The organism is Pseudomonas frederiksbergensis (assembly GCF_003732705.1).
Classification (GTDB): Bacteria; Pseudomonadota; Gammaproteobacteria; order Pseudomonadales; family Pseudomonadaceae; genus Aquipseudomonas; species Aquipseudomonas frederiksbergensis_F.
Genome location: NZ_MOBR01000008.1, coordinates 1 through 24,592, shown reverse-complemented (window position 1 = coordinate 24,592; position 24,592 = coordinate 1). Strand labels below are relative to the sequence as shown.

The 24,592-nt window shown below is 60.4% G+C and carries 23 protein-coding genes; 10 read left to right on the top strand and 13 right to left on the bottom strand.

Annotation, left to right across the window (positions count from 1 at the left end):
• Nucleotides 1–29: 29 nt before the first annotated feature.
• The 3 genes from BK667_RS09175 to BK667_RS09165 all read left to right on the top strand — a co-directional run bounded on the left by BK667_RS09175 (nucleotide 30) and on the right by BK667_RS09165 (nucleotide 2,243).
• Nucleotides 30–1,163: a TIGR03364 family FAD-dependent oxidoreductase gene (locus BK667_RS09175; protein ID WP_123597422.1), complete on the top strand. Its 1,134-nt coding sequence runs from the start codon at nucleotides 30–32 to the stop codon at nucleotides 1,161–1,163.
• On the top strand, nucleotides 1,163–1,729 hold the full coding sequence (locus BK667_RS09170; protein ID WP_123597421.1) for a phosphonate degradation HD-domain oxygenase: 567 nt from the start codon (nucleotides 1,163–1,165) through the stop codon (nucleotides 1,727–1,729). Before BK667_RS09175 ends, BK667_RS09170 begins: the two co-directional genes overlap by 1 nt.
• An 85-nt stretch (nucleotides 1,730–1,814) precedes the next feature.
• Nucleotides 1,815–2,243 carry a hypothetical protein gene (locus BK667_RS09165; RefSeq protein WP_123597420.1) on the top strand — a complete coding sequence of 143 codons (429 nt, stop codon included), beginning with the start codon at nucleotides 1,815–1,817 and terminating at the stop codon, nucleotides 2,241–2,243.
• Between the two features lie 106 nt (nucleotides 2,244–2,349).
• Here BK667_RS09165 and BK667_RS09160 read toward each other — a convergent pair whose 3' ends face one another.
• Together BK667_RS09160 and BK667_RS09155 are read right to left on the bottom strand one after the other, a co-directional pair.
• A complete protein-coding gene (locus tag BK667_RS09160) occupies nucleotides 2,350–3,714 on the bottom strand; it encodes a GTPase/DUF3482 domain-containing protein (RefSeq protein WP_123597419.1) in 1,365 nt (454 codons plus the stop codon).
• A complete protein-coding gene (locus BK667_RS09155; RefSeq protein WP_123509795.1) occupies nucleotides 3,707–5,077 on the bottom strand; it encodes a DUF2868 domain-containing protein in 1,371 nt (456 codons plus the stop codon). The genes BK667_RS09160 and BK667_RS09155 overlap by 8 nt, the downstream gene beginning before the upstream one ends.
• Before the next feature lie 85 nt (nucleotides 5,078–5,162).
• On the opposite strand from BK667_RS09155, the gene BK667_RS09150 reads away from it, so the two are divergent.
• Complete coding sequence (locus BK667_RS09150; RefSeq protein WP_123597418.1) at nucleotides 5,163–5,675, top strand: dihydrofolate reductase; 513 nt, start codon at nucleotides 5,163–5,165, stop codon at nucleotides 5,673–5,675.
• A 110-nt stretch (nucleotides 5,676–5,785) separates the two neighbouring features.
• Here the strand turns inward: BK667_RS09150 and BK667_RS09145 are convergent, their stop codons facing one another.
• Nucleotides 5,786–7,177: an L-cystine transporter gene (locus BK667_RS09145; RefSeq protein ID WP_123597417.1), complete on the bottom strand. Its 1,392-nt coding sequence runs from the start codon at nucleotides 7,175–7,177 to the stop codon at nucleotides 5,786–5,788.
• A 251-nt stretch (nucleotides 7,178–7,428) separates the two neighbouring features.
• Here BK667_RS09145 and BK667_RS09140 point away from each other — a divergent pair, with 251 nt between their 5' ends.
• Nucleotides 7,429–8,484: an HAD family hydrolase gene (locus BK667_RS09140; RefSeq protein ID WP_123509798.1), complete on the top strand. Its 1,056-nt coding sequence runs from the start codon at nucleotides 7,429–7,431 to the stop codon at nucleotides 8,482–8,484.
• A 157-nt stretch (nucleotides 8,485–8,641) separates the two neighbouring features.
• Here BK667_RS09140 and ilvD read toward each other — a convergent pair whose 3' ends face one another.
• From ilvD to BK667_RS09115, 5 genes are all read right to left on the bottom strand, one after another.
• Nucleotides 8,642–10,483, bottom strand: coding sequence for a dihydroxy-acid dehydratase (gene ilvD / locus BK667_RS09135; protein WP_123404122.1), 1,842 nt, complete (start codon nucleotides 10,481–10,483; stop codon nucleotides 8,642–8,644).
• 257 nt (nucleotides 10,484–10,740) lie between these two features.
• Nucleotides 10,741–11,961, bottom strand: coding sequence for an MFS transporter (locus tag BK667_RS09130; protein ID WP_123509799.1), 1,221 nt, complete (start codon nucleotides 11,959–11,961; stop codon nucleotides 10,741–10,743).
• The gene (locus BK667_RS09125) at nucleotides 11,954–12,919 is read right to left on the bottom strand and encodes a diiron oxygenase (RefSeq protein WP_123509800.1); all 966 of its coding nucleotides are present in this window, start codon (nucleotides 12,917–12,919) and stop codon (nucleotides 11,954–11,956) included. The genes BK667_RS09130 and BK667_RS09125 overlap by 8 nt, the downstream gene beginning before the upstream one ends.
• A complete protein-coding gene (locus BK667_RS09120) occupies nucleotides 12,916–13,992 on the bottom strand; it encodes a SagB family peptide dehydrogenase (RefSeq protein WP_123597416.1) in 1,077 nt (358 codons plus the stop codon). The genes BK667_RS09125 and BK667_RS09120 overlap by 4 nt, the downstream gene beginning before the upstream one ends.
• Nucleotides 13,993–14,451: 459 nt before the next feature.
• Nucleotides 14,452–15,648 (bottom strand): class I SAM-dependent rRNA methyltransferase, encoded by a 1,197-nt coding sequence (locus BK667_RS09115; RefSeq protein ID WP_123509802.1) that lies wholly within the window; start codon nucleotides 15,646–15,648, stop codon nucleotides 14,452–14,454.
• A gap of 338 nt (nucleotides 15,649–15,986) precedes the next feature.
• On the opposite strand from BK667_RS09115, the gene BK667_RS09110 reads away from it, so the two are divergent.
• The 3 genes from BK667_RS09110 to BK667_RS09100 are packed head-to-tail and all read left to right on the top strand — an operon-like array spanning nucleotide 15,987 to nucleotide 18,018.
• On the top strand, nucleotides 15,987–16,802 hold the full coding sequence (locus tag BK667_RS09110; protein WP_185058200.1) for an HDOD domain-containing protein: 816 nt from the start codon (nucleotides 15,987–15,989) through the stop codon (nucleotides 16,800–16,802).
• A 25-nt stretch (nucleotides 16,803–16,827) separates the two neighbouring features.
• Complete coding sequence (mutM, locus tag BK667_RS09105) at nucleotides 16,828–17,640, top strand: bifunctional DNA-formamidopyrimidine glycosylase/DNA-(apurinic or apyrimidinic site) lyase (RefSeq protein WP_123509804.1); 813 nt, start codon at nucleotides 16,828–16,830, stop codon at nucleotides 17,638–17,640.
• Nucleotides 17,641–17,694: 54 nt separating this feature from the next.
• Nucleotides 17,695–18,018 carry a multidrug transporter gene (locus tag BK667_RS09100; RefSeq protein ID WP_123509805.1) on the top strand — a complete coding sequence of 108 codons (324 nt, stop codon included), beginning with the start codon at nucleotides 17,695–17,697 and terminating at the stop codon, nucleotides 18,016–18,018.
• A gap of 102 nt (nucleotides 18,019–18,120) precedes the next feature.
• Here BK667_RS09100 and BK667_RS09095 read toward each other — a convergent pair whose 3' ends face one another.
• The 5 genes from BK667_RS09095 to BK667_RS09075 form a co-directional block, all read right to left on the bottom strand.
• Nucleotides 18,121–18,372: a YfhL family 4Fe-4S dicluster ferredoxin gene (locus BK667_RS09095; protein WP_010466792.1), complete on the bottom strand. Its 252-nt coding sequence runs from the start codon at nucleotides 18,370–18,372 to the stop codon at nucleotides 18,121–18,123.
• Nucleotides 18,373–18,474: 102 nt separating this feature from the next.
• Nucleotides 18,475–18,954, bottom strand: coding sequence for a pantetheine-phosphate adenylyltransferase (gene coaD / locus BK667_RS09090; RefSeq protein WP_007945531.1), 480 nt, complete (start codon nucleotides 18,952–18,954; stop codon nucleotides 18,475–18,477).
• A 115-nt stretch (nucleotides 18,955–19,069) separates the two neighbouring features.
• Nucleotides 19,070–20,665 carry a GMC family oxidoreductase gene (locus tag BK667_RS09085; RefSeq protein ID WP_123597415.1) on the bottom strand — a complete coding sequence of 532 codons (1,596 nt, stop codon included), beginning with the start codon at nucleotides 20,663–20,665 and terminating at the stop codon, nucleotides 19,070–19,072.
• Nucleotides 20,666–20,799: 134 nt separating this feature from the next.
• Complete coding sequence (locus BK667_RS09080; protein ID WP_123597414.1) at nucleotides 20,800–21,345, bottom strand: twin-arginine translocation pathway signal protein; 546 nt, start codon at nucleotides 21,343–21,345, stop codon at nucleotides 20,800–20,802.
• 28 nt (nucleotides 21,346–21,373) lie between these two features.
• Nucleotides 21,374–22,804 (bottom strand): coniferyl aldehyde dehydrogenase, encoded by a 1,431-nt coding sequence (locus BK667_RS09075; protein ID WP_123597413.1) that lies wholly within the window; start codon nucleotides 22,802–22,804, stop codon nucleotides 21,374–21,376.
• Nucleotides 22,805–22,951: 147 nt separating this feature from the next.
• Between BK667_RS09075 and BK667_RS09070 the strand changes: the two genes are divergently transcribed.
• Nucleotides 22,952–23,623: a TetR/AcrR family transcriptional regulator gene (locus BK667_RS09070; protein WP_123509810.1), complete on the top strand. Its 672-nt coding sequence runs from the start codon at nucleotides 22,952–22,954 to the stop codon at nucleotides 23,621–23,623.
• A gap of 33 nt (nucleotides 23,624–23,656) precedes the next feature.
• Nucleotides 23,657–24,511, top strand: coding sequence for a sulfurtransferase (locus tag BK667_RS09065; protein WP_123597412.1), 855 nt, complete (start codon nucleotides 23,657–23,659; stop codon nucleotides 24,509–24,511).
• Nucleotides 24,512–24,592 lie beyond the last annotated feature (81 nt).

Sequence of the window (24,592 nt, the reverse complement as noted above, 5' to 3'; positions counted from 1 at the left end):
GAGCGTGGGAATGATCATTGGGGAACTCCATGACGCAACATCACGACATGCTGATCGTAGGCGCCGGCATCCTCGGCCTGTCCCACGCCTACGCCGCCGCCAAACGCGGTCTGAAAGTCACGGTTTTCGAACGCACCGCAACACCTTTGGGCGCCTCGGTCCGCAACTTCGGCCAGGCCCTGGTCACCGGCCAACCCCCAGGCCCAATGCTCGAATTGGCCAAGGCCAGCCGCGACATCTGGGGTCATTGGGCCAACGTCGCCGGCCTGCAACTCAAGCGCAACGGCTCGTACCTGTTCGCCCGTACCGAAGCTGAAGAACACCTGCTGCAAGCCTTTTGCAACGGTCGCGCCGTGGAACACAACTACAACGTCGAGCTGCTGCGCGGTGCAGCGTTGCGGGATTTGTACGGCGGCCAGTTCAGCCATCATCGCGCCGCGCTGCACGGCATGGACGATCAGCAACTGTATTCCCGTGAAGCGATTCCGGCGCTGATCGATTACCTGCGCCGCGAACTCGGCGTCGAGTTTCACTTCTCCACCCTGGTGCGCGACATCGAACCCGGTCGCTTGCACAGCACCGCCGGCAGCTTCAGCGCGCAGCAGATCATCGTCTGTTCCGGCCACGACTATCAGACCTTGCTCGCCGAACCGATTGCCGCGCTCAACCCGCAAATCTGCCGCCTGCAAATGCTTCGCGCCCGGCCGCGAGTCGATTTGAATCTGCAACACGCGTTGCTCACCGGATTGAGTTGCTTGCACTACGGCGCATTCGCCGACCTGCCGGAAGCCGCTGCGGTCCAGGCGCAAATCCTGCGCGACGTACCGCATCTGCATGAAAACGGCATTCACCTGTTGATCAGCCCGACGCCTTACGGCGAATTGATCATCGGCGATTCCCACCATTACGGTCGCGATCCTTCACCGTTCAACGCCGAGCAGGTGGACGACTGGATGATTGAACTGGCGGAGCAGACCTTGGGTTGCGGGATTCAGGTGATTGAGCGCTGGCAGGGTGTCTATGGGTCCAAGGGACCGGGGCCGTTCTCGTTCCTGCGCCCGCAACCGGGGGTAAGCGTGGCGCTGATGCACACCGGCGTGGGCATGAGTGTCGGGCCGGCGATGGCCGAACGTAACGTGGCGCAGTTGTTGGGGGAGCAATGATGGAACGCAATGAACAAGTGATCGCTGAGGTGTTCGCGCTGTACGAGCGCTATGGCGACAGCGACTACATCGGTGAACCGGTGTCGCAGATCGAGCACATGTCCCAGGCTGCCGAGCTGGCGATGGCCGAAGGCTTCGACGACGAAGTGGTATTGGCGGCGTTTTTTCACGATATCGGGCACATCTGCACCGAGAGTGCCGAGAACATGGGCGGTTATGGTGTGGTCAGCCATGAACGCCTCGGCGCGGACTACTTGCGCCGCGCCGGTTTCAGCGAACGCATGGCGCGGTTGGTGGAGTACCACGTGCAGGCCAAGCGTTATCTGACGCTCAAAGAGCCGGGGTACTACGAGCGCTTGAGCGAAGCCAGTCGCCGGACATTGGAGTATCAGGGCGGGGTGATGACGCTGGCCGAGGCCGAGGCCTTCGAATCGGATCCGTTGTGCGCGATCAGTTTGCTTATGCGCCAATGGGATGAGCAGGCCAAGGAAATGCGGGTGCCGGTGCTGGATCTCGACATTTTGAAGCGCAAGGCATTTGGGCTTTTGTCTGGCGTGGCGTGCTGAACCGTCTCACACAGGTTTGGGAAAGGTTGCATGGAATGGTCTACGCCGTGGATTCATGCTGTGTTTTTCCCAAGGGGGCGCATGGATGCGTTACTTGAAAGTGATTGCCCAGGATCGAAACGGGCAGGGGGCGGCGGACACGCTGCAATTTCGGTTTTATGAAGATGAGCGGTTGCTGCGTGATGCGACGGCGGCTGACCTCAAGCGGCTCAGGGTCTTTGGCAACACCTATCTCAAATGTGCATGGTTCAACGTGGGCGAAAGCGAGGAACGGCACCTGCGGGTTTTCTCGCTGAATCCTTCAGGCGATGGAACGCCGGAAACCGTGCGTCTGCATTTTCATGAGGGGGAAGTGATTGCCTACAAGGCTGCGGCTCACGATCTGGATAACGATGGTGGGCTGGAGGTGATATTGAGTTCGGATGTGGACAATGACGGGCGTGCGAATCGTACGGATCGGAGTCGGGTGATGGCGTTGGTGAAGCAGTTTTTGAAGGTGGATAGGCAGACATAGATCGTTCCCATGCTCCGCGTGGGAATGCCTCAAGGGACGCTCCGCGTCCCAGTGACGCAGAGCGTCACGGGCTGCATTCCCACGCAGAGCGTGGGAACGATCAGGCTCAGAGCTGCCGGGCCAACCCCTCAACCTGCTCCTGCCGCTCAGCCTGACTCAACTTCGCCTGCGGATTAAGCGACGACCACTGCGGATGCGCCCGCGCCTTGTTCAGCGCTTCGGGCAGTTTGCCTTCGCGCCAGGTCTTGTCCTGGGGCGTGGCCACCTGAATGCTGTCCATCGCCGCATGGCCACGCTGGTTCAGGGCTTGTACCAGTTGCCGCTGACGCAGGGCCAACAGCCGCAGCACGCTGTCATCGACAGTCAGTTCGCGCTGGCCCTTGATCTTGCCCAGCAAGCGACTGCCATAACTGCGGACGGTTTGCAGAGCGCCGCCGGCGATGGCTCCGGCGAGTGCAGCGGCGCCCAGGGTCAGGCCGCCGACCAGCAGGTCTACACCGGCACCGGCCGCCGCGCCGGCCGCGATACCGCCGCCAACCCGCACCCCCAATTGTTTGAGGGTTTCGGGGTTGAACAGGTCATCGCCCCAGCGCCCATCGAGCAGCGGCAAGTCACTGGCCGCGGCGTCCTGCGGGCGGAAGGCATAGAGCTTGAGCAGCGCTTCAACGCAACGCTGTTCCCGTTGGCGCACGGCTTTGCGCAATTCGCTGATGGCCTGTTGTTCCTGTTCGGCTTCGCTGCTGACGCTGCGTCGGCACGCGGCGCAATCGATCAGTAATTCGGCAATCAGCCGCGCCGCGCTTTGTTGGCGGGCGAGGCGTTGGGCCTGTTGATCGGCGATCAGGCGCTCCAGTTGTGGACGGGCGTTTTCCAGCAGCAGCGCGAGGCTTTCATAGAGCCGGCGTTCGCCATCCTCTGGCGGGGCTACGCTGTCAAAGCGCACCAGCGCATGCAAGCCCAACCGCGCCAACGCTTCACGCCAATCCGGCTCGCGATGGTGGGCGCTGCTGACGAAATTCAGCACCGGCAGCAACGGTTTGCCGCAACTGGCCAGCACTTCCAGTTCGTCGCGGTACTTGGCCAATACCGGTTCGCGGGCGTCGATCACATACAGGCCAGCGTCCGAGGCCAATAATTGGCGCAGAACCTTGGCTTCCTGTTCGAACCGCTGCCGGGCTTCGCTGCCCTCAAGAAACCGTGCCAGCCGCGCCGGGCCGTCGAGTCGCTCGCCCGGACGTTCCAGGCGTTCGAGGTAGTCGAGCAGGGCGATGGCATCTTCCAGGCCCGGCGTGTCGTAAAGATCGAGCAGCGGCTCGCCGTCCACCGACAACCGTGCCCCTTCGACATGCCGCGTGGTGCTGGGCCGATGGGACACTTCACCGAAACCGACATCCCGGGTCAGGGTGCGTAGCAACGAGGTCTTGCCGACGTTGGTGTGGCCGACGACCGCGAGCTTCAAAGGCTTAGTCATGACCCGTCTCCAGCCAGTTCATGGGCGCGCAATCGGCGAACGGCAGCTCAAGCTGTTGCAGCGCCGTGTGCCAGTCGCCGAGTCGCTCGGCATCCAGCGCTTCGCCGGTTGGCGCTTGCAGTAGCCAGACGCGGGTGGCGCTGGCGTTGCGCGCCAGTTCGGCGATCAACGCCAGGCTGCCGCGATCTGGTGAACGCCGTGGATCGCAGGCAATCGCCAAGCGTGCCGGGGGGAAACGGCTCAGTTGTTCCAAGAGTTTGTTACGGGACTCACGGCTGTCGAGGATGCCGGCGTTGCTCACGGATTTTGGCAGTGATGGCGGCCACGGACGCTGCTCGTCCAGCTCGATGGCCACCAGTAGCGCGCCTTCGCTGTGCAATTCGCTGACAGCGCTTTCGACCCGGTGAAGCTGATCCGGGGCGGCATCGCTGATCCCGAGGCGCTCACTGGTGGGCATCAGCCGTTCACGCAATTGCGCATAACCGGGCAGGTTCAGGTCCAGACGCAAAGAAGCTTGGCCGGTTTTCCAGCGCCACAGGCAAAACAGCGCCAACAGCAGGCGCGGCAGCACGCCGTACACCACCAACACACCAACCAGCCATGTCGCCCAGGCCTGTCGGGCGCTTTCGATATTGAGCGCGGTGTCGCCGCTGGCGCGGATCATCTCCACGGTCGGCACGTTGAAGCCGAGCAGCGAAGGCAGAGCGCCGAGGGCTTGGGTCATCGCAACGAAAGTGTCGGCGCTGAGCAGGGTGGTTTCCCAGACGAACCCGTAGCGCCGGGTCGCCATCAAGGTCAGCAGAATCGCCAAGGCACTGAGCATCGCCAGCAACCACAGGCTATTGACCAGTACACCGACTGCCCAGCGATTGAGTTTGTGCCGTTGCAGCAACAACAGCAGCGCCGGGGCCAGTTGCGCGGCTTTGGCGTCCCGGGCGAGTTTTTCGCTGAGCCACAGCCACAGTCGCCCCAACGTGGCGCCATGTTCACCCGCAAACACCAGGCCCAACGCCCAGCTCAGCAGCAAAATCAGGTTCAGCCCGAGCAGGCTGCCCAAGGCCCAGAACACATTCACCGAAACCTGCCCGTCGCCCAGTGCGGCAAACGCCAGGCCGGCGCCGCTGACCACGGCCAATATCGCGAGCACCAATAGCGCCAGTCGTGCACCTTGCAGCCAGTGTTTGAGGGCGCTGGTCATTCCGTCACGCTCGGCCAGCCACAAGGCGCGGCGTTGAATGCGGGTCGGCAGATCGCCACCGGCACTGCGGGCCAGTCGGTTGGCTTCCAGATCGTCCAGAGGGCCGGCGTGTTCTTCGCGCAGGCGAATGGTTTCCGTCAGCCAGAGGTTATTCAGTTCAGTCACGCGGCATCCCGTCGCTTAGATGAACGGTGAGCATAACCGCTGTGGCGCTTATCGGGAAAAGGGAGGCTCTGGTATCCTCGCCGACATGACTAAATCACTCCCCCTCAGCCTGATCGCAGCCCTCGGTGAAAACCGCGTGATCGGCGTCGACAACAGCATGCCCTGGCACTTGCCGGGGGACTTCAAATACTTTAAGGCCACCACCCTGGGCAAGCCGATCATCATGGGTCGCAAGACTTGGGATTCCCTCGGTCGCCCGCTGCCGGGCCGGTTGAACATCGTGGTCAGCCGTCAGGCGGATCTGGTGCTGGAAGGGGCGGAGGTTTATCCGTCGCTGGAGGCCGCCGTGGTTCGCGCCGAAGCCTGGGCGAAAGAGCAGGGTGTCGATGAGTTGATGCTGATTGGCGGGGCGCAGTTGTACGCGCAAGGGTTGGCGCAGGCGGACCGGTTGTATCTGACGCGCGTGGCGCTGAGCCCGGTGGGGGATGCGTGGTTTCCAGAGTTTGATTTGAACCAGTGGAAGTTGGTGTCGAACATCGAGAATCCGGCAGAAGGGGAAAAGCCGGCGTACGCGTTTGAGGTTTGGCAGCGCACATAGATCGTTCCCACGCTCTGCGTGGGAATGCAGCCCGTGACGCTCCGCGTCACTGGACGCGGAGCGTCCCTAGAGGCATTCCCACGCGGGAGCGTGGGAACGATCGGTCAGGGTTAAGCCTGCGCCAACTCCCCATGCTCTTCCGCATCCAGCAGTTCTTTATCGGTCTGCTGCATGATCTGGCTGGTAATCGCCCCGGCGGTAATCGACCCACTGACGTTCAACGCCGTACGCCCCATATCGATCAGCGGCTCAACGGAAATCAGCAACGCCACCAGTGACACCGGCAATCCCATGGCCGGCAGCACGATCAACGCGGCAAACGTCGCGCCACCGCCCACGCCCGCGACACCGGCCGAACTCAACGTCACAATCGCCACCAGCGTCGCGATCCACAACGGATCGAGCGGATTGATGCCCACGGTTGGCGCGACCATCACTGCCAACATCGCCGGGTACAAACCGGCACAGCCGTTCTGGCCAATGGTCGCGCCGAACGATGCGGCGAAACTGGCGATGGACTGCGGAATGCCCAAACGGCTGGTCTGCGCTTCGATGCTCAGGGGAATCGTCGCCGCGCTGGAGCGGCTGGTGAAGGCAAAGGTCAGCACCGGCCAGATCTTGCGGAAGAACCGCAGCGGATTGATCCCGGCCGCCGACACCAGCAGGCCATGGACCACGAACATCAGGCCGAGGCCGATGTAGGACACCACCACAAAACTGCCGAGTTTGATGATGTCTTGCAGGTTGGAACCGGCGACCACTTTGGTCATCAGCGCCAATACGCCATACGGGGTCAGCTTCATCACCAGACGCACCAGACGCATCACCCAGGCTTGCAGGGTGTCGATGGCGTTGATCACTTTCTGACCTTTTTCGACGTCATCCTTCAGCAGTTGCAGCGCGGCGACCCCGAGGAATGCGGCGAAGATTACCACGCTGATGATCGACGTCGGCTTGGCCCGGGCCAGGTCGGCGAACGGGTTCTGCGGGATGAACGACAGCAGCAACTGCGGCACATTCAGATCAGCAACCTTGCCCGCGTAATCGGTCTGAATGGTTTGCAGACGGGCCATTTCCTGGGTGCCGGCGACCAGGCCTTCGGCGGTCAGGCCGAACAGGTTGGTCAGGCCGATACCGATCAGCGCCGCGATGGCGGTAGTGAACAGCAGCGTGCCGATGGTCAGGAAACTGATTTTGCCCAGGGACGAAGCGTTGTGCAGACGGGCCACGGCGCTGAGGATCGAGGCAAACACCAGCGGGATCACGATCATTTGCAGCAACTGCACGTAACCGTTGCCGACCAGATCAAACCAGCCGATCGAGGCTTTCAGCACCGGGTTGCCGGCGCCGTAAACAGTATGCAACGCCACACCGAAGCCCACGCCCAGCACCAATGCGAGCAGGACCTTCTTGGCTAGACTCCAAGTGGTGTGACGGGTTTGCGCCAGGCCAAAGAGCAGGGCGAGGAACACCAGCAGATTGATAATCAGCGGCAGATTCATAAAGACTCCATAGACTTGTGCCAGCCACCTTCGTGTGTGACTGCGAACCGGCAAGCCTAACAGCTTGATATCTAATGAATTAATACCAAAAACTGAGGTGGACTGTCGTTTTTGGAATAAGCGGGTGCCGCTGTGGGGAATGCGCCTGACGGAATCAGGACGCAAGCGGTCGCGGGCAGGCGGGAACTGTCATAGTTTTTTGTTAGCGTCGATGTCTTTGAATCTGGGTCTCTCTACAAGGAAGCATGCAGATGAAATTCGCACCGAAAATGCTGGTTGCTGCGCTCTGCCTCGGCCTCGCCGGCCAGGTATTTGCCACGGATTTGAAGCACTGGCCTGCCGATCAGGCCAAGGCGCTGGACGCGATGATCGCGGCCAACGCCAATAAGGGTAACTTCGCGGTGTTCGACATGGACAACACCAGTTACCGCTACGACCTCGAAGAGTCGTTGCTGCCGTTCATGGAAAACAAAGGCCTGATCACCCGCGAGACCCTCGACCCCTCCCTGAAACTGATCCCGTTCAAGGACACCGCCGACCACAAGGAAAGCCTGTTCAGCTACTACTATCGCCTCTGCGAAATCGACGACATGGTGTGCTATCCATGGGTCGCCCAGGTGTTCTCCGGCTTCACGCTTAAAGAGCTCAAGGGCTATGTCGACGAGCTGATGGCGTCCGGCAAACCGGTGCCGAGCACTTATTACGACGGCGATGTGGTCAAGACCATCGACGTCCAGCCGCCGAAAGTCTTCACCGGCCAGGCCGAGCTGTACAACAAGCTGATGGAGAACGGCATCGAGGTCTACGTGATGACCGCCGCCTCCGAAGAATTGGTGCGCATGGTCGCGGCCGATCCGAAGTACGGCTACAACGTCAAACCGCAGAACGTAATCGGCGTGACCACACTGCTCAAGGACCGCAAGACTGGCGAGTTGACCACGGCACGCAAGCAGATCACCGCTGGCAAGTATGACGAGAAGGCCAACCTCGACCTTGAATTGACCCCGTACCTGTGGACGCCCGCCACTTGGATGGCCGGCAAGCAAGCAGCGATCCTGACCTACATTGATGAGTGGAAAAAACCGGTGCTGGTGGGCGGCGATACCCCGAGCAGCGACGGCTACATGCTGTTCCACAGTGTTGACGTGGCCAAGGGTGGCATCCACTTGTGGGTCAACCGCAAAGACAAATACATGACCCAGATTAACGGCATGATGGCCAAGCACGCAGCGGCCCAGGCCAAAGAAGGCTTGCCGGTGACGGCGGACAAGAACTGGGTGATCGTCAAGCCTGAAGAGATTCAATAAGCACTGCGATAATCGTTCCCACGCTCTGCGTGGGAATGCAGCCCGTGACGCTCCGCGTCACTGGACGCAGAGCGTCCCTTGAGGCATTCCCACGCGGGAGCGTGGGAACGATCAGCCCCGCACTTGGCGGGGCATTTTTTATGGCGGTGATTAAGGCTTACAGCCCGTCAAGCATCGCCTTGTTACGCACAGCACCCTTGTCGGCACTGGTGGCCAGCAGGGCATAGGCTTTCAGCGCGGTGGTTACTTTACGTGGGCGCTTTTCGACTGGCTTCCAGCCTTTCTGATCCTGTTCGACCCGGCGTGCCGCCAGTTCTTCGTCGCTGACCAACAGGTTGATCGAGCGGTTCGGAATGTCGATCAGTACTTTGTCGCCATCCTGCACCAGGCCAATCGCGCCACCGGCAGCGGCTTCAGGCGAAGCGTGACCGATGGACAGGCCCGAGGTGCCGCCGGAGAAACGACCGTCGGTGAGCAGGGCGCAGGCTTTGCCCAGACCCTTGGATTTCAGGTACGACGTCGGGTACAGCATTTCCTGCATGCCCGGGCCGCCTTTCGGGCCTTCGTAACGGATGATCACGATGTCGCCGGCCTTCACTTCGTCTGCGAGGATGCCGCGCACGGCGCTGTCCTGACTTTCGAAGATCTTCGCGTTGCCTTCGAACACGTGGATCGACTCGTCGACGCCGGCGGTTTTTACCACGCAGCCGTCGAGGGCGATGTTGCCGTACAGAACGGCCAGGCCACCTTCTTGCGAGTAAGCGTGTTCGACGCTGCGGATGCAGCCGTTTTCACGGTCGTCATCCAGGGTTTCCCAACGGGTCGACTGGCTGAACGCGGTTTGCGTCGGGATGCCCGCAGGACCGGCCTTGAAGAAGTGATGCACGGCTTCGTCGGTGGTCTGGGTGATGTCCCACTTGGCAATGCCTTCGGCCATGCTCTTGCTGTGTACGGTCGGCAGCTCGGTGTGCAGCAGGCCACCACGGGCCAGGGAACCGAGGATGCTGAAGATACCGCCGGCGCGGTGCACATCTTCCATGTGGTACTTCTGGATGTTCGGCGCGACTTTGCACAGTTGCGGCACGTGGCGGGAGAGGCGGTCGATGTCCTTCAGGTCGAAGTCGATCTCGGCTTCCTGGGCCGCGGCCAGCAAGTGCAGGATGGTGTTGGTGGAACCGCCCATGGCGATGTCCAGGGTCATGGCGTTTTCGAACGCCTTGAAGTTGGCGATATTGCGCGGCAACACCGACTCATCGTTGTCGCCGTAGTAGCGCTTGCACAGATCGACGATGGTGCGGCCGGCTTGCAGGAACAATTGCTCGCGGTCGCTATGGGTGGCCAGGGTTGAACCATTGCCCGGCAAGGCCAGGCCAAGGGCTTCAACCAGGCAGTTCATCGAGTTGGCGGTGAACATGCCGGAGCAAGAACCGCAGGTCGGGCAGGCGCTGCGTTCGTACTCAGCGACTTTCTCGTCAGAAGCGCTGGAGTCGGCGGCGATCACCATGGCATCGACCAGATCGAGGCCGTGGCTGGCCAGTTTGGTTTTGCCGGCTTCCATCGGGCCACCGGAAACGAAGATCACCGGGATGTTCAGGCGCAAAGCAGCCATCAGCATGCCGGGGGTGATCTTGTCGCAGTTGGAGATGCAGACGATGGCGTCGGCGCAGTGGGCATTGACCATGTATTCGACGGAGTCGGCGATGATCTCGCGGCTCGGCAGCGAATACAGCATGCCGTCGTGGCCCATGGCGATGCCGTCATCCACGGCGATGGTGTTGAATTCTTTCGCGACACCACCGGCCCGCTCGATCTCACGGGCAACCAGTTGGCCCAGGTCCTTGAGGTGGACGTGGCCCGGTACGAACTGAGTGAAGGAGTTGGCAATGGCGATGATCGGCTTCTTGAAGTCGTCATCTTTCATCCCCGTGGCGCGCCACAGTGCGCGGGCACCGGCCATGTTGCGGCCGTGGGTGGATGTTTTCGAGCGGTAATCAGGCATGGAGCACTCCGGGCGGCTAATCAGGTATCAAAGGGGAGTGAGCTTCTATTGACGTCTGGAACACTCAGAAATGGCCGTGTGTCCGGAAGTTGCCGATGACTTTGCGGGATCGCCGCTTGCCTCAGCCTGAGCTCATAAACCCGCCGGGGGATGAATGGCGATGAATCTCGCGATTCTACACCGCTGGCGTCAGGAGGGAATGGCGGAAAGTGTTGATCCAGCGCTGACGTAGCGTGTGGGATGACCGCCGGTAGCCATTACTCGCAATTCGGGCTGGGTCTGATGTTGCTCGCGCGGGCGTTGATGCGACCGTTAATCAGCAACGCCAGGCTGCTAAGCAGAATGAAGCTGTAGCCCAGCGTGGCTTGCAAATTGGCCGGGCTCAGGCTGATCAAGGCACTGATCAAACCACCGCAAATAAAGATCAGCGTGCTACCCGCCGAGGCGGAAGTCCCGGCACTGTCCGCAAACAGGCTCATGGCTCTGGACGTGGCAGCCGGCCGCGCGATAGTGGTGCCGGCGGTACAAATGAGCATGGGCGTAAGGACGGTGACTGCAGACAACGGAAAGTGCAGTGACAGGTAGAGCATGCTCAGCCCCGAGAGGAGAATCAGGCTCAGCCCGATAATGATCTGGTGGCTGGTACTGATTCGATGGGTCAGCCAGGTTGCCACGATACCCCCGACCAGATAAGCCACGCCGTAGACCAGTAAGGTGAGCGAGAAGTCATAGGGTGCGAGGTGAAGCTGCTCCATGAAGATCAATGGTGAGATGACGATGAACGAAAAATGGCAAGCGAAGGCAAACGCCGATATCAGCCAATAACCCAGAAACTCGAAGTCGCTGAACACCCGTCGATAGGATTGGATTATTTTCGGTCGGCCGCCTGTCGCTCCAGGGTGGCTGCGCTCCAGAAAAAAACAGGTTTTGACGAATACCAGCGCAGCCAGTGCGATAAACAGCATAAAGCTGCCCTGCCAACCCATTGTGGTTTGCAGGAAGGTGCCGGCCAGTGGCGAGACCGAAATGAAAACCCCGGTTGCGGTCACCATGAGAATCCGCAAGCGATCACGTTCTTCACCTCTGAACAGATCCTGCACCAACGCCTGTGAAAGCACGAAACAGCCGCAGCCAACCGCCTGGACCACACGGAAGAACAGGAAGAATGAGTAGTCTGTGGACAGCACGCACCCGGTCGCTCCCATCATCGACACCGCCATGCCGGCCAGCAGCAATCGCTTGCGGCCGATCACGTCCGAGAGCGGTCCGATCAGCAATTGGGACAGAGCGATGCCGACGGCGAACAGGCTGATCGACAGCGCAATGTTGGCGGGAGTGGTCCGAAAGTGTTCCGACAGCGCCGGGAATGACGGAAGCAGGACATCCAGCGGAAAGACCCCAAGCAATACCATGGTCATCAGCAGGGCGATGGCGCCGCGGCGTTTTTTCAGGTTGACCGCCGATTCTGTTTCATTCATCCACAAGTCCTGCCTGAGCGAAAAGTTGCTGGTTGCTGCGCAAGTCAAAGAACCCGGCGTTGCGCAGGGCCTGGAGCGTAGCACCTGCGCCCGAGCGCGCACGCTGAACCACGGCTGGCGAACCCGCCAGCCCGGCGAGAATGTCGGCGACACCGGCGCTGTTCAGACCCGCGTCGTGCAGGCTGTCCTTTAGCCACCGATCATCGATTTCAAAGAACAACAGAATGATCTCCACCAGGTATTTGGCGGCGAACGTGCGTTGACTGCTGGTCAGGGTCAGCCACAGGTAATGGAACACTTCTGAAAAATAACGACTGTGGCGAGCCTCATCCGAAAGGTGGTCCCGGAGCATTTCCTGGACGCTGGACACCAGGGTGTCGCGGCAAACGTCGAGCAGCTCGCTGGCGATGATCGTTTCCGAGACGAAGCCCACCAGAAACCAGGCCAGCGCCTTGTGCCGTTCCGGGGCTTGGTTGAGCAGCGCATTCAGCCGGGTTATCCGCCGTGGCATCGCGGGTCGCCGGGTGATGCCGTAATGCTCGGCAATCTGCTCGGCGAGGCTGCTGGAGAACAGCGCGTGAAAACCTTCGTCGGTGTAGAGCTGCAAGGCGGCGGTTTTCATCCGCAGCGGAATGCTGATGTCCAGTTCGCCATGGACGATGGTTTCCACTGAACGGTTGACGATGCGGTGTTCCAGCAGGGTGGTGTAGTCGAGGAAATACACCAGGTGATTGGCCGATAAACGATGGATGACCGATTGGCCTGCTGCCTTGATGCTCGGGTGACTCAGGTAAGGCAGAAAGGCTGGCGGAAACCAGTGTCGCGTTTCCAGTTGTTGTTCCAGGTCTGGCGGTAACAGGTAGGTGTGCGTGCTGGCTCTCACCGAGGCTCGGGTATTCCAGTCGCCCAAGGTGAAACGCTGGGCCCAGAAGTCCGGGAGGGAAGAGGTACTGGTCATTGTTGCCGGTCCTCGTTCAGCAGCGCTTTCAATTCCTTGCACATCACTTGCCCGTCACTTTCGCCGCAACCGACAAAAAACAGCGGTTGTTCCGCGCTGTCCTCAAGCCCCAGCAGCGTTTCGACCTGATCGTCCGTCAGCGCGCCCGTCAGCCAGGTATTCAGGCCCAGTGTGGTGGCCACCAGTTGGAAGGTCTGGGAAATATGACCTGCCTCGACATAGGCCATTCGATAAGCCCGGGAGTGTTGGTATTTCCACCACAACTTGTCGAAGCGCGCCGTGATGAACAAGCCAACGGGCAGGTTATTGATGAAGTGTTGCCCGCACAGCAGCTGACCCAGAGGAGAGCCGGGCAGTGCGCTGACGAAGCTCAATGCGTGATCGGCCGGGTGGTAGGCGTAGAGCCCGGGCTCCAGGCCATCGACGCTTTGCACGTGCAGAAACCCTTCGCAGGCATTCAAGCCTCCACCCGAAGGGCTGCTGCGGCGGGCGGTCAGGCCTTCAGCTATCGTCTCGTCGATATCGCCTTCGCGCTCTTTCAGGTAGCCGAGGGACCAATAAAGCAACGTGCTGACGTCGCCAAGGGGTAGCGCCTTGCCGGTGAAGGATCGGCAGGTCTTACGCAGCGCCAGGGCATTGGCCAGGCTGTCGGCGGGCAACCCGGACGGCGCGGGCAGGTTGATCAGCTGGCTGGTTGGACGGAGCGCGAGAGCGCAGTCGGGTGCGCTGGAGGTTAATACGTCGTTGCAATGGTCCAGATAATGTCTCGACCATTCATGGATATTCTGTGGGGTATATTCGCAAGGTATGTTCTTGGTGCCGATGTGAAATATCTTTGATAGTTCATCCCAGCCCCATTCGTTAGTGTCTTGTGCTGAAGTTGTCAGTATTCCTGTGTTCAGGAATTGAGTGTCTATTATGTTGTGAGTATCGAACGCGTCAGGGTCGTCGATAAGTTGTGCAAGTCGGGTTGAATACTCGAGATTAAGTTCGAACTGCTTATGGTTTCTGTAATCCCAGACGATTTGGCCAGGCGTACGGGGCAGTATGAATAGATGAGGGTTTATATGCATGACGGGCGCTTCACTCTGGGCTGTGCCATAGAAAACGCTGGGTAAGCCGGCACTCCCCAGCGTCTCAATTACTTAACGGGCTTTTGGTGCGACCAGAAAAGCCAGGTTAGCGATTTTGTTGGTTTCCAGAGTAACTGCTTTCATGTTTTGAACTCCTTGTAAGTGATAGTGAGTGCCACTTCTTGGTGACAACTCAATCATAGTTTGTAATGAGTTCTTATCAAGGGGGAATTCGGTAGGAATGTTCCAGTAATTTTGTGGGAGCGATCTTCACGTCCAGGCTAACTTGTAGTCCGTGTTCTTTAGATCAAAAGATGCAGGGAAACTTCCTGCACGTCAGTAGGACGGCAAGTGTAAGAAACGGAAGGATTCAGGGGGGGATACAACAGAACTATAAGGCGAGAAATCGCCGGTTAAAAGTAGACGGGGAGCCTGTTGGCCCCCGTCAAACCCGCGCAATCAGCTGTTTGGCAGCAGGCGGCAGGTGATGCTCTTGATGTAGCGGGTTTCGGCGATGGCCGGGTGCACCGGGTGATCCGGGCCCTGACCACCACGTTCCAGCATCTGGATGTTGCGATCCAGGTGACGGGCGCTGGTCAGCAGGATGTTTTGCAGGTCGTCTTCCGGCAGGTGCATCGAGCACGAAGCGCTGATCAGGATGCCGTCCTTGCTCAGCAGGCGCATGGCTTGCTCGTTCAGGCGACGGTAAGCGCCTTCACCATTCTTCATGTCTTTCTTGCGTTTGATGAACGCCGGCGGGTCGGCCACGATCACGTCGAAACGCTCTTCGCTGGCTTTCAGTTCTTTGAGCGCTTCGAACACGTCGCCTTCGATGCAGGTCATTTTCTCGGCAAAGCCGTTCAGCGCGGCGTTGCGCTCGACGCCGTCGAGGGCGAAGGCCGACGCATCGACACAGAACACTTCACTGGCGCCGAACGCGGCCGCTTGCACGCCCCAGCCGCCGATGTAGCTGTACAGGTCAAGCACGCGCTTGCCTTTGGCATACGGTGCCAAACGTGCGCGGTTCATGCGGTGGTCGTAGAACCAGCCTGTTTTCTGGCCCTGGATGACCGGGGCTTCGAATTTCACGCCGTTCTCTTCCAGCGCCACCCACTCCGGCACCAGGCCGAACACGGTTTCGACGTAGCGATTGAGGCCTTCAGCGTCACGGGCCGCGGAGTCGTTCTTGAACAGAATGCCGCTTGGCTTGAGCACTTGGGTCAGCGCCGCGATCACGTCTTCTTTATGAGCTTCCATGGTTGCCGAGGCGATCTGCACCACCAGGATGTCGCCGAAACGGTCGACAACCAGGCCTGGCAGCAAGTCGGAATCGCCGTAGACCAAGCGATAGAACGGCTTGTCGAACAGGCGATCGCGCAGGGACAGGGCGACGTTCAGGCGATGCACCAGCAGCGATTTGTCCAACGGCAACTTGACGTCGCGCGACAGCAGGCGGGCGCAGATCAGGTTGTTCGGGCTCATGGCAACGATGCCCAGCGGCTTGCCGCTGGCGGCTTCGAGGATCGCCTGGTCACCGGCCTTGAAGCCGTGCAACGGGGTGGCGGCCACATCGATTTCGTTGCTGTAGACCCACAAGTGGCCGTTTCGCAGGCGTCGGTCGGCGTTGGCTTTGAGGCGCAGGCTAGGCAGGGACATGACGTCGCTCCGGAAAAAAGAGCGGGAGTATAGCGTGTTGAGGCTTTGGGCGGGCTGGGTGGGCGATGAAACGCTGATGACGCCTTCGCGGGCAAGCCTTGCTCCTACGGGTTTTGTATTGATCGCGGAAATGCGTACGACACAAAACCTGTAGGAGCAAGGCTTGCCCGCGAAAGCGATTTCGAATGCAACGCCGACATGAAACTTTGTCCAAAAGGCCAGCCAAGGTGTCGGATCCAACTTTATAAAGGTTAGAATCGGCGCCTGTCCCAGAGTGTGTACTTATGTCCCAAGAGCTGACTTCCGAACAGATTCAACAGTCCCTGCAAGGCATCAGCGTGCCGGCCCAGCCGCAGATCATGGTGGATCTGCAGATGGAGCAGTACATGCCTGATCCGGACCTGGAAGTGATCGCGAAACTGATCGCTCAGGACCCGGGCCTCTCCGGGGCATTGCTGAAAATCGTCAATTCGCCGTATTACGGCTTGAGCAACAAGATCGCCTCGATCCAGCGTGCGGTGAATCTGTTGGGCAGCCGTTCGATCATCAACCTGATCAACGCGCAGTCGATCAAGGGCGAGATGAATGACGACACCATCGTCACCCTGAACCGGTTCTGGGACACGGCGCAGGATGTGGCGATGACGTGCCTGACGTTGGCCAAGCGCATCGGCTCCCAGGCCGGGGACGAGGCGTATGCGTTGGGTCTGTTTCACGATTGCGGCGTGCCGCTGATGCTCAAGCGTTTTCCCGATTACATGAAAACCCTGGAAGAGGCCTACGCCAGCGCGAGTGCCGACTGCCGGGTCGTGGACACCGAAAACCGGGTGTACAACACCAACCATGCCGTGGTCGGTTACTACACCGCCAAGTCCTGGCGCTTGCCGGAGCACATCAGCGCCGCCATCGCCAATCACCACAATGCCCTGGCGATTTTCAGTGATGAATCCTCGCGCAACAGTCAGCTGAAAAACCTGCTGTCGATCCTGAAAATGGCCGAGCACATTTGCGCGTCCTATCGGGTGCTGGGCAGCCAGACCGAAGACCATGAGTGGAACAGCGTCGGGCCATTGGTGCTCGATTATGTCGGCCTCTCGGATTACGATTTCGAGACCCTCAAACAAACGATTCGTGACCTCGGCGCTCATCACTGAGGCCGCGGAACTTCCTGAGAGCGCCATGCCTGAACTGCCAGAAGTCGAAACCACCCGCCGGGGCATCGCCCCGCACCTGGAAGGCCAGCGCGTCAGCCGGGTCATCGTGCGTGAGCGGCGCCTGCGCTGGCCGATTCCCGAAGACCTGGATGTGCGCCTGTCCGGCCAGCGCATCGTGCTGGTGGAGCGTCGCGCCAAGTACCTGTTGATCAATGCCGAGGTCGGCACCCTGATCAGCCATTTGGGTATGTCGGGCAATCTGCGTCTGGTGGAAATCGGTACGCCGGCGGCCAAGCATGAACATGTGGATATCGAACTCGAGTCCGGCCTTGCGTTGCGTTACACCGACCCACGCCGGTTTGGCGCGATGCTCTGGAGCCTCGACCCGCTCAATCACGAATTGCTGATTCGCCTGGGACCGGAGCCGTTGACCGATCTGTTCGACGGCGAGCGTTTGTTCCAGCAGTCCCGTGGGCGCTCCATGGCGGTCAAGCCGTTCATCATGGACAACGCGGTGGTGGTGGGCGTCGGCAATATCTATGCGACAGAAGCGTTATTCGCCGCCGGCATCGACCCGCGCCGTGAAGCCAAGAGCATTTCCCGGGCGCGCTACCTGAAACTCGCGATCGAGATCAAACGCATCCTCGCCCATGCCATCGAGCGGGGCGGTACGACGCTGCGGGACTTTATCGGTGGCGACGGCCAACCGGGTTATTTCCAGCAGGAACTATTCGTCTACGGCCGTGGCAGCGAGCCGTGCAAAATCTGCGGCACGGAGTTGCGTAGCGTGACGCTGGGCCAGCGCGCCAGTGTCTTTTGCCCACGCTGCCAGAGCTGATACGTGCGACGGTCTATAGTCAGTGTTCTCACTGCCTAGCCGAAGGACCGTGCCATGAATTCGTTTCGAACCTTTGTCGTTGCCTTGCTGCTGAGCGTCGGACTGCCGGCGCTGGCGGCTGAAAACGGCAGCGGCGACCCGCGCTACACCATCCAGAACCCACCGGCCTACGCCATGATCGGCGACTTGCTGATTGCCCGACCTTTGCTGGTGGCGGCGACGGTGATTGGTGCGGGGGTGTTTGTGGTGTCGTTGCCGTTTACCGCGCTGGGTGGCGGAGTGGGCGATGCGGGGCAGGCGTTGGTGGTTGACCCGGCGAAAGCCGCGTTTGTGCGGTGCCTGGGGTGTATCGGGGAGGGGTTTGAGCAGCGGGAGTGAGCTTTAAAAGCTTCGCGGGCAAGCCTCGCTCCTACAGGATTTGCGCGTTCCCTGTAGGAGCGAGGCTTGCCCGCGAAGGCGTCCTCACAGACACCAGAAGAATCAAGCCTTACCGGTAATGATCCGATACTTCGCCATCAACTGCTCTTCAGTCTCGGGATGTGCCTCGTCCAGCGGAATGCAATCCACCGGGCAGACTTGCTGGCACTGCGGCTCGTCGTAGTGGCCGACGCACTGGGTGCACAGGTTCGGGTCGATCACGTAGATCTCTTCGCCTTGGGAAATCGCGGCGTTCGGGCACTCGGGTTCGCAGACGTCGCAGTTGATGCAATCGTCGGTGATGATCAGGGACATGCTAACTCCAGCCGGGGCGGCAGGCCCGGGCGCAATAAACCAATGCGCGCAATTGTGCCGCATTGGCGCCCGCAGTGCACGCGGGCGCCGCTTGAGCGGTCGTTACTTCTTGAAGCGTTCGGTGAGGGCGTCCGCCACCGCTGGATGGACAAACTTGGTGATATCGCCGCCCAGGGCCGCGATTTCACGCACCAGCGTCGAGGAAATGAACGAATAACGTTCGGAAGGCGTAAGAAACAGGCTTTCCACATCCGGCGCCAATTGGCGGTTCATGTTGGCCAGCTGGAATTCGTATTCGAAGTCCGACACCGCGCGCAAACCACGCAGGAACACGTTGGCGTTCTTCTCTTTGGCGAAGTGCGCCAGCAGCGTCGAGAAGCCGACGACTTCCACGTTGGGCAGATGTTTAGTGACCTCGCGGGCCAGCTCCACACGCTGTTCCAGGGGAAACAACGGGTTTTTCTTCGGGCTGGCAGCGACGGCAATGATCACGTGATCGAACAGGCGCGCGGCGCGTTCGACCAGATCGCCATGGCCCTTGGTAATAGGGTCGAAGGTACCTGGGTACAACACTCGGTTCATCGCGTCGTCCTGGCGGGAGTCCGTTGGGGACTCGGATGGTATCGCAGCCTTCCCGGTCGGGAAAGTCGCCTGTTAGGTAAGAAAGCACTATAGACGATAGGAATATTGTGGTTTTTCATGGGTTTTTCAGGCGATCAGCCAAGGCTGTCGCCAGTTGCGCCGTCAACCCGTACACCGACAATTGTGGGTTTGCGCCAATGCTGGTGGGGAACAGCGAGCCATCGTGGATCGACAGATTACTGATCTGATGATGTCGGCCGAGGCTGTCCGTCACGGCGTTTTTCGGGTCCTCGCCCATCGCACAACCGCCCATCACATGAGCGCTGCCCAAGCGGGTGCGATACAGCTCAAGGCTCAAACCGTCGATCAAGGTGCGGGCTTCGGCGAGGGTTTTCACGTAGCGCGCATCGGCGTGCATCGGCATCACCGCTTTGGCGCCGCCGGCAAATTGGATCTCGGCCATGCTGTGGAACGCGCGGCGCAAACCGTCCCAGGCGTAGGGTGAAACCGGGTAGTCGAGCACCGGCGTGTTATCGCCGCGCAACTCGACATTGCCGCCGGGGCTGTCCGGGTGGAAACCGTCGCGCAGCAACGCGAGCATGGCGTGGGTGTGGGGCAGGTTTTCCATGTGTTGCGAGTTTTCCTGGCCGAAACCGCCGAGCAGTGTCGCCGCTAACGCCGGTTGCAGCGGCGGGACTTCGAGCTTGTAGGACATTTTGCCGGTGGTGCCGTCCTGCCATTGAAAATGGTCGGAATAGATCGACTGCGGCGCACCGTAGAACGGATTGATCACCTCGTCGAACAGCCCGGCGGACATGTTCACCAAATGCAGGAATGTCCGCGTGCCCAGCCGTTTGTGCGGGTCTGGCGCAGCGGAACGCAACAGCAGTGCCGGGCTGTTGATCCCGCCGCCGGCCAGTACGTAATGCCGGGCCTTGACCGTGATGCTGCGACCGGTCGGCGCCACGCAACGCTCGTCCATCGCCACGCAATTGAGGCCGGTGACCTTGCCGTCCTTGATCGTGAGTTTTTCGGCGCGGGCCAGGTAAAGCAGCTCGCCACCCTTTTCCAGGGTCGCCGGAATGGTGGTCACCATCATCGATTGCTTGGCGTTGGTCGGGCAGCCCATGCCGCAGTAGCCGAGGTTCCAGCAGCCGCGCACGTTGCGCGGGATCACGTGCCAGCTATAACCGAGTTGCTCGCAGCCTTTGCGGATCACGTCGTTATTGGCATTGGGCGGAACCATCCACGGGGCGACGCCCAGGCGTTGTTCCATTTTCTCGAACCACGGCGCCATCTCGGTCGGGCTGTGACCTTTGACGTTGTGTTCCTTGGCCCAGTGTTCCAGGGTCGGGTCCGGGGTGCGGAAGCTCGACGTCCAGTTGATCAGCGTAGTGCCGCCCACTGCGCGGCCCTGGAGGATGGTGATCGCGCCGTCCTTGCTCATGCGGCCGATGCCTTCCTGATAGAGGCTGGCGTAGGCCTGGTCTTCGAGCATCTTGAAGTCGCTGCTGGTCTTGAGCGGGCCTTCTTCGATCAGCAGCACCTTGTAGCCGGCGGCGCTGAGGATTTCGGCGGTGGTGCCACCGCCGGCACCGCTGCCGATGATGGCGACGTCCGTTTCGAGGGTCAGGTCTTGGGTCAACTGCGCGCCGTTGTAGGTTTTCCAGCCACGGGCCAGGCCTTCGCGGAACGGATCGGGTACGGGCATGTTCAGGCTCTCTTGTTGTTATTTTTGAGGGCGGTGGTGGGTCGGCTGGCGCTATCGCGGGCAAGCCTTGCTCCTACAGGGGTCCGTGTAAATCTGTAGGAGCGAGGCTTGCCCGCGAAGGGCGCGACTCGGTCTCAAACCGCAGGCGGCCCGGGATACCCGCAATGCGCCCAGGATTCCGAGCGGCTGTACCACGCCATCATCACCAGTTGCAGCAATGAGCTGTGCCCCATGCGCAGCAAACTCAACGAACTGTTTTCCCAGCGGTCGAGGAAGTGCCGGATCTCCTCGGCACTGGCATTTTCCCAACTGCCCCAGATCCCGGTAAGAGGCCCACGGGTCACGGCCATCCCGAGCACATCGAACAGTTGCTGAGTCAGCTTGAGCATCTGCGGCGACAAATGATTGAGGGCGTTATCCAGGTTTTTCAGTGTGCCATCGACCGCCGCCGGCATTTTCTCGACGGCCACGGCGCCGTCGAGCATTACCGGAATCAACGCGCGCAAAAACAGCAGGTCGCCGCTGCGCAGAATCGCAAAACCATTGGCTGGAATACTCGAGGAGCAGCCACTGAGGCTCGCGCCCAATCCTGCCGTGGCGAGGAAGGCACTGGCGCCCAGGCTGAATTTCAGCAGACCGCGGCGTGACAGCGCGGGTGTATCAGACAAGCTTGGGCTCATTATTGTTATTACCCGGCGGTGAGGATCGTTAGCGGATAAACAGCTTCTGGATCAGTTTCTGAATGGTTTTGCCGTAGGGCGGGTAGATCAGCTTCGCCGCGTTGAAGCGCTGTTTGATCAGCACGCCTTTGGCCTTGCTGAAGGTCAGAAAGCCTTCGTGGCCGTGGTAATGCCCCATGCCCGAGGCGCCGATACCGCCGAACGGCATGTCATCCTGGGCCACGTGCAGCAGCGTGTCGTTCAGGCATACGCCGCCGGAATGGGTTTCGTGGAGTACGCGGTTCTGTTCGCGCTTGTCGTAGCCGAAGTAGTACAGCGCCAGCGGACGAGGTCGTTGATTGATGTAGGCAAACGCCTGGTCCAGATCGCTGTACGGCACGATCGGCAGCACCGGCCCGAAGATTTCGTCCTGCATCACCGTCATGTCGTCGCTGACGTTGAGCAACAAGCTATGGCCCATGCGCCGACCCTGGCCCTGGTCGAACAACGGAATCAGCAGCGCACCCTTGCTGGTGGCATCGCTGAGGTAACCGTTGAGCCGCGCCAGTTGTCGGTCATTGATGATCGCCGTGTAGTCCGGGTTGTCAGCCAGGGTCGGATAAAACCCGCGAACTGCGTGGCGATAGGCTTCGACGAAGGCGCCGATACGCTCTTCCGGCACCAGTACGTAGTCCGGGGCCACGCAGGTTTGCCCGGCGTTGAGGGTCTTGCCGAAAGCAATGCGCTCGGCGGCGTCCTTGAGCGGCACGTCCCGGGAGACGATGGCCGGGGACTTGCCGCCCAGTTCGAGGGTCACCGGGGTCAGGTTCTCGGCCGCCGCGCGCATCACGTGTTTGCCGATGCTGGTGGCGCCGGTGAACAGCAAGTGATCAAAGCGCAGCCGGGAGAACGCGACGCCGATATCAGCCTCGCCCAGCACCACGCAGACCAGGTCTTGCGGGAAGACCCGAGCGAGCAGCTCCTTGAGCAGCAAACCGGTGACGGGGGTGGATTCGCTGAGTTTGAGCATCACCCGATTACCCGCCGCCAACGCCCCCACCAGCGGCCCGATGGCCAGGTACAACGGGTAGTTCCAGGGCACGATCACGCCGACGACACCCAAAGGTTGATAAACCACTTTGGCTGAAGCGGGTTGAAAGGCGATGCCGACCTTGCGCCGCGACGGTTTCATCCAGCCCTTGAGGTGCTGGCTGGCGTAATGAATACCGTGCAGGCTGGGCATCAGCTCGGCGAGCAGGGTTTCATCCGCGCTGCGATGGCTGAAATCCTGGCTGATCGCATCGATCAGTGCCTGCCGTTCATTGCTCAACAGATCGCGCAACGCCTTGAGCCATTGCTGGCGCTGGCCGGCGGTTGGCATCGGGTTGGCGGCATAGGCGGCCCGCTGCGCATCGAACAAAGTCTGGAGCTCGTCCAAAGGCTGCTGTAGGTTCTGCAGGTAGGCAATGTCGGCAGTCATGGTCGGCTCCGGATTTATTGTAATGAGGGACTTTTTAGAGTCTATGCTCTATAAAGTCAAATGACTTCCTGATGCAGCTTTGTTTTATCCACTCGCGGATTGGCCGTAAGATGCTCCGTCATCGCACTCTGAATTAAAGCTCAAGCCATGGCCCCACGGATCAAAACCAGCGAGCGCATCGTGCAGAACAGCCTGGAGCTGTTCAATCAGCAGGGTGAACGCAGCATCAGCACCAACCACATTGCTGCCCACATGGAAATTTCCCCGGGCAACCTGTACTACCACTTCCCCAACAAGCAGGCGATCATCGCCGTGTTGTTCAGTGAGTACGAAACCCTGGTGGACAGCTTCCTGCGCCCGCCCCAGGGTCGCGCTGCCACTGTGGAAGACAAGCGCTACTACCTCAAGGAGCTGCTGTCGGCCATGTGGCGCTACCGGTTTTTGCACCGCGACCTCGAACATTTGCTCGAGAGCGATCCTGATCTGGCCGCCCGTTACCGGCGCTTTTCCCAGCGCTGCGTGATTCAGGGCACCGCCATCTATGTCGGGTTCGTCGAGGCCGGGATCCTGAACATGGACCGCGTGCAGATTGAATCCCTGACCCTCAATGCCTGGATCATCCTCACGTCCTGGGTGCGCTTTCTGTGCACCACGCGGGAAAATTCCAAGCACTTGAGCGAGCAGGCAATCAAACGCGGGGTGTATCAGGTGTTGGTGCTGGAGGCCGGGTTTGTCACCGATCAGGCGCGCGATGCGGTGAATGCGCTGTTCGAAGAGTTTTACGTGCCACTGGCCCAGGCCCTGGAAGAAGTGAAGTAGGATCAAGCACCGACTTAAGCACAGGAGCCCGTTATGCCCATTGCGCAACTGATCAGCCCGCAAGCGTTGGACCTGAAAAAGGAGCAGCCGGGGCTGGTGATTCTGGATTGTCGTTTTGCCCTGGAAGACCCGGACTACGGTCAGCGCAGTTATGCCGAAGGGCATATCGCCGGGTCGAGCTTTGCCGATCTTGAGCGTGATCTCAGCGGGACCGTGGTTAAAGGCGTCACCGGGCGTCATCCACTGCCTGAACCCGAAGACCTGATCGAACGCCTGCAAGCCTGGGGCATCAATGCGGACAGCGAAGTGGTTCTGTACGACGACGGTCCCGGTGCCTACGCGGCGCGGGCGTGGTGGTTGCTGGCCTGGCTGGGCAAGCGTGATGGTGTGTTCATCCTCGATGGCGGGCTCAAGGCCTGGCACGGGGCCGGGTTGCCGTTGAGTCTCGATGCACCTTCGATTCTGCGTGGCACCTTCAACGGTACGCCGGATGCTTCGTTGTTGCTCAGCGCCGAACAGCTTCAGCAACGTCTCGGCCAACCGGCGCTGACCCTGCTCGACGCCCGCGCCTTGCCGCGCTTCAAAGGCGAAGTGGAACCGATCGACCCGATTGCCGGACACATCCCCGGCGCCCAATGTGCGGCGTTTACCGAGAACCTGGGCAGCGACGGGCGCTTCCTGTCGGCCGATCAGCTCAAGCAGCGCTTTGCGGCGAAACTCGGTGATCGCTCACCGACGGAGTTGGTGGCGTATTGCGGTTCCGGCGTGACGGCTTGCCACAACCTGTTTGCGTTGTGCTTGGCGGGGTATCCGTTGGCGGCGTTGTATGCGGGATCGTGGAGCGAGTGGATCAATGAGCCGGCGCGGGGCATCGCTACCGGCGAATAATCCCGTAGCCCTTGTAGGAGCGAGGCTTGCCCGCGAAAGCGGTGGGTCAGTCAACATTAATACCGACTGACCCACCGCTTT

Bases quoted from the DNA above. Each gene is read 5' to 3' on its own strand.
- BK667_RS09175 (WP_123597422.1), top strand. From the start codon at position 30: ATGACGCAACATCACGACATGCTGATCGTAGGCGCCGGCATCCTCGGC.
- BK667_RS09170 (WP_123597421.1), top strand. From the start codon at position 1,163: ATGGAACGCAATGAACAAGTGATCGCTGAGGTGTTCGCGCTGTACGAG.
- BK667_RS09165 (WP_123597420.1), top strand. From the start codon at position 1,815: ATGCGTTACTTGAAAGTGATTGCCCAGGATCGAAACGGGCAGGGGGCG.
- BK667_RS09160 (WP_123597419.1), bottom strand. From the start codon at position 3,714: ATGACTAAGCCTTTGAAGCTCGCGGTCGTCGGCCACACCAACGTCGGC.
- BK667_RS09150 (WP_123597418.1), top strand. From the start codon at position 5,163: ATGACTAAATCACTCCCCCTCAGCCTGATCGCAGCCCTCGGTGAAAAC.
- BK667_RS09145 (WP_123597417.1), bottom strand. From the start codon at position 7,177: ATGAATCTGCCGCTGATTATCAATCTGCTGGTGTTCCTCGCCCTGCTC.
- BK667_RS09140 (WP_123509798.1), top strand. From the start codon at position 7,429: ATGAAATTCGCACCGAAAATGCTGGTTGCTGCGCTCTGCCTCGGCCTC.
- ilvD (WP_123404122.1), bottom strand. From the start codon at position 10,483: ATGCCTGATTACCGCTCGAAAACATCCACCCACGGCCGCAACATGGCC.
- BK667_RS09130 (WP_123509799.1), bottom strand. From the start codon at position 11,961: ATGAATGAAACAGAATCGGCGGTCAACCTGAAAAAACGCCGCGGCGCC.
- BK667_RS09125 (WP_123509800.1), bottom strand. From the start codon at position 12,919: ATGACCAGTACCTCTTCCCTCCCGGACTTCTGGGCCCAGCGTTTCACC.
- BK667_RS09120 (WP_123597416.1), bottom strand. From the start codon at position 13,992: ATGCATATAAACCCTCATCTATTCATACTGCCCCGTACGCCTGGCCAA.
- BK667_RS09115 (WP_123509802.1), bottom strand. From the start codon at position 15,648: ATGTCCCTGCCTAGCCTGCGCCTCAAAGCCAACGCCGACCGACGCCTG.
- mutM (WP_123509804.1), top strand. From the start codon at position 16,828: ATGCCTGAACTGCCAGAAGTCGAAACCACCCGCCGGGGCATCGCCCCG.
- BK667_RS09100 (WP_123509805.1), top strand. From the start codon at position 17,695: ATGAATTCGTTTCGAACCTTTGTCGTTGCCTTGCTGCTGAGCGTCGGA.
- BK667_RS09095 (WP_010466792.1), bottom strand. From the start codon at position 18,372: ATGTCCCTGATCATCACCGACGATTGCATCAACTGCGACGTCTGCGAA.
- coaD (WP_007945531.1), bottom strand. From the start codon at position 18,954: ATGAACCGAGTGTTGTACCCAGGTACCTTCGACCCTATTACCAAGGGC.
- BK667_RS09085 (WP_123597415.1), bottom strand. From the start codon at position 20,665: ATGCCCGTACCCGATCCGTTCCGCGAAGGCCTGGCCCGTGGCTGGAAA.
- BK667_RS09080 (WP_123597414.1), bottom strand. From the start codon at position 21,345: ATGAGCCCAAGCTTGTCTGATACACCCGCGCTGTCACGCCGCGGTCTG.
- BK667_RS09075 (WP_123597413.1), bottom strand. From the start codon at position 22,804: ATGACTGCCGACATTGCCTACCTGCAGAACCTACAGCAGCCTTTGGAC.
- BK667_RS09070 (WP_123509810.1), top strand. From the start codon at position 22,952: ATGGCCCCACGGATCAAAACCAGCGAGCGCATCGTGCAGAACAGCCTG.
- BK667_RS09065 (WP_123597412.1), top strand. From the start codon at position 23,657: ATGCCCATTGCGCAACTGATCAGCCCGCAAGCGTTGGACCTGAAAAAG.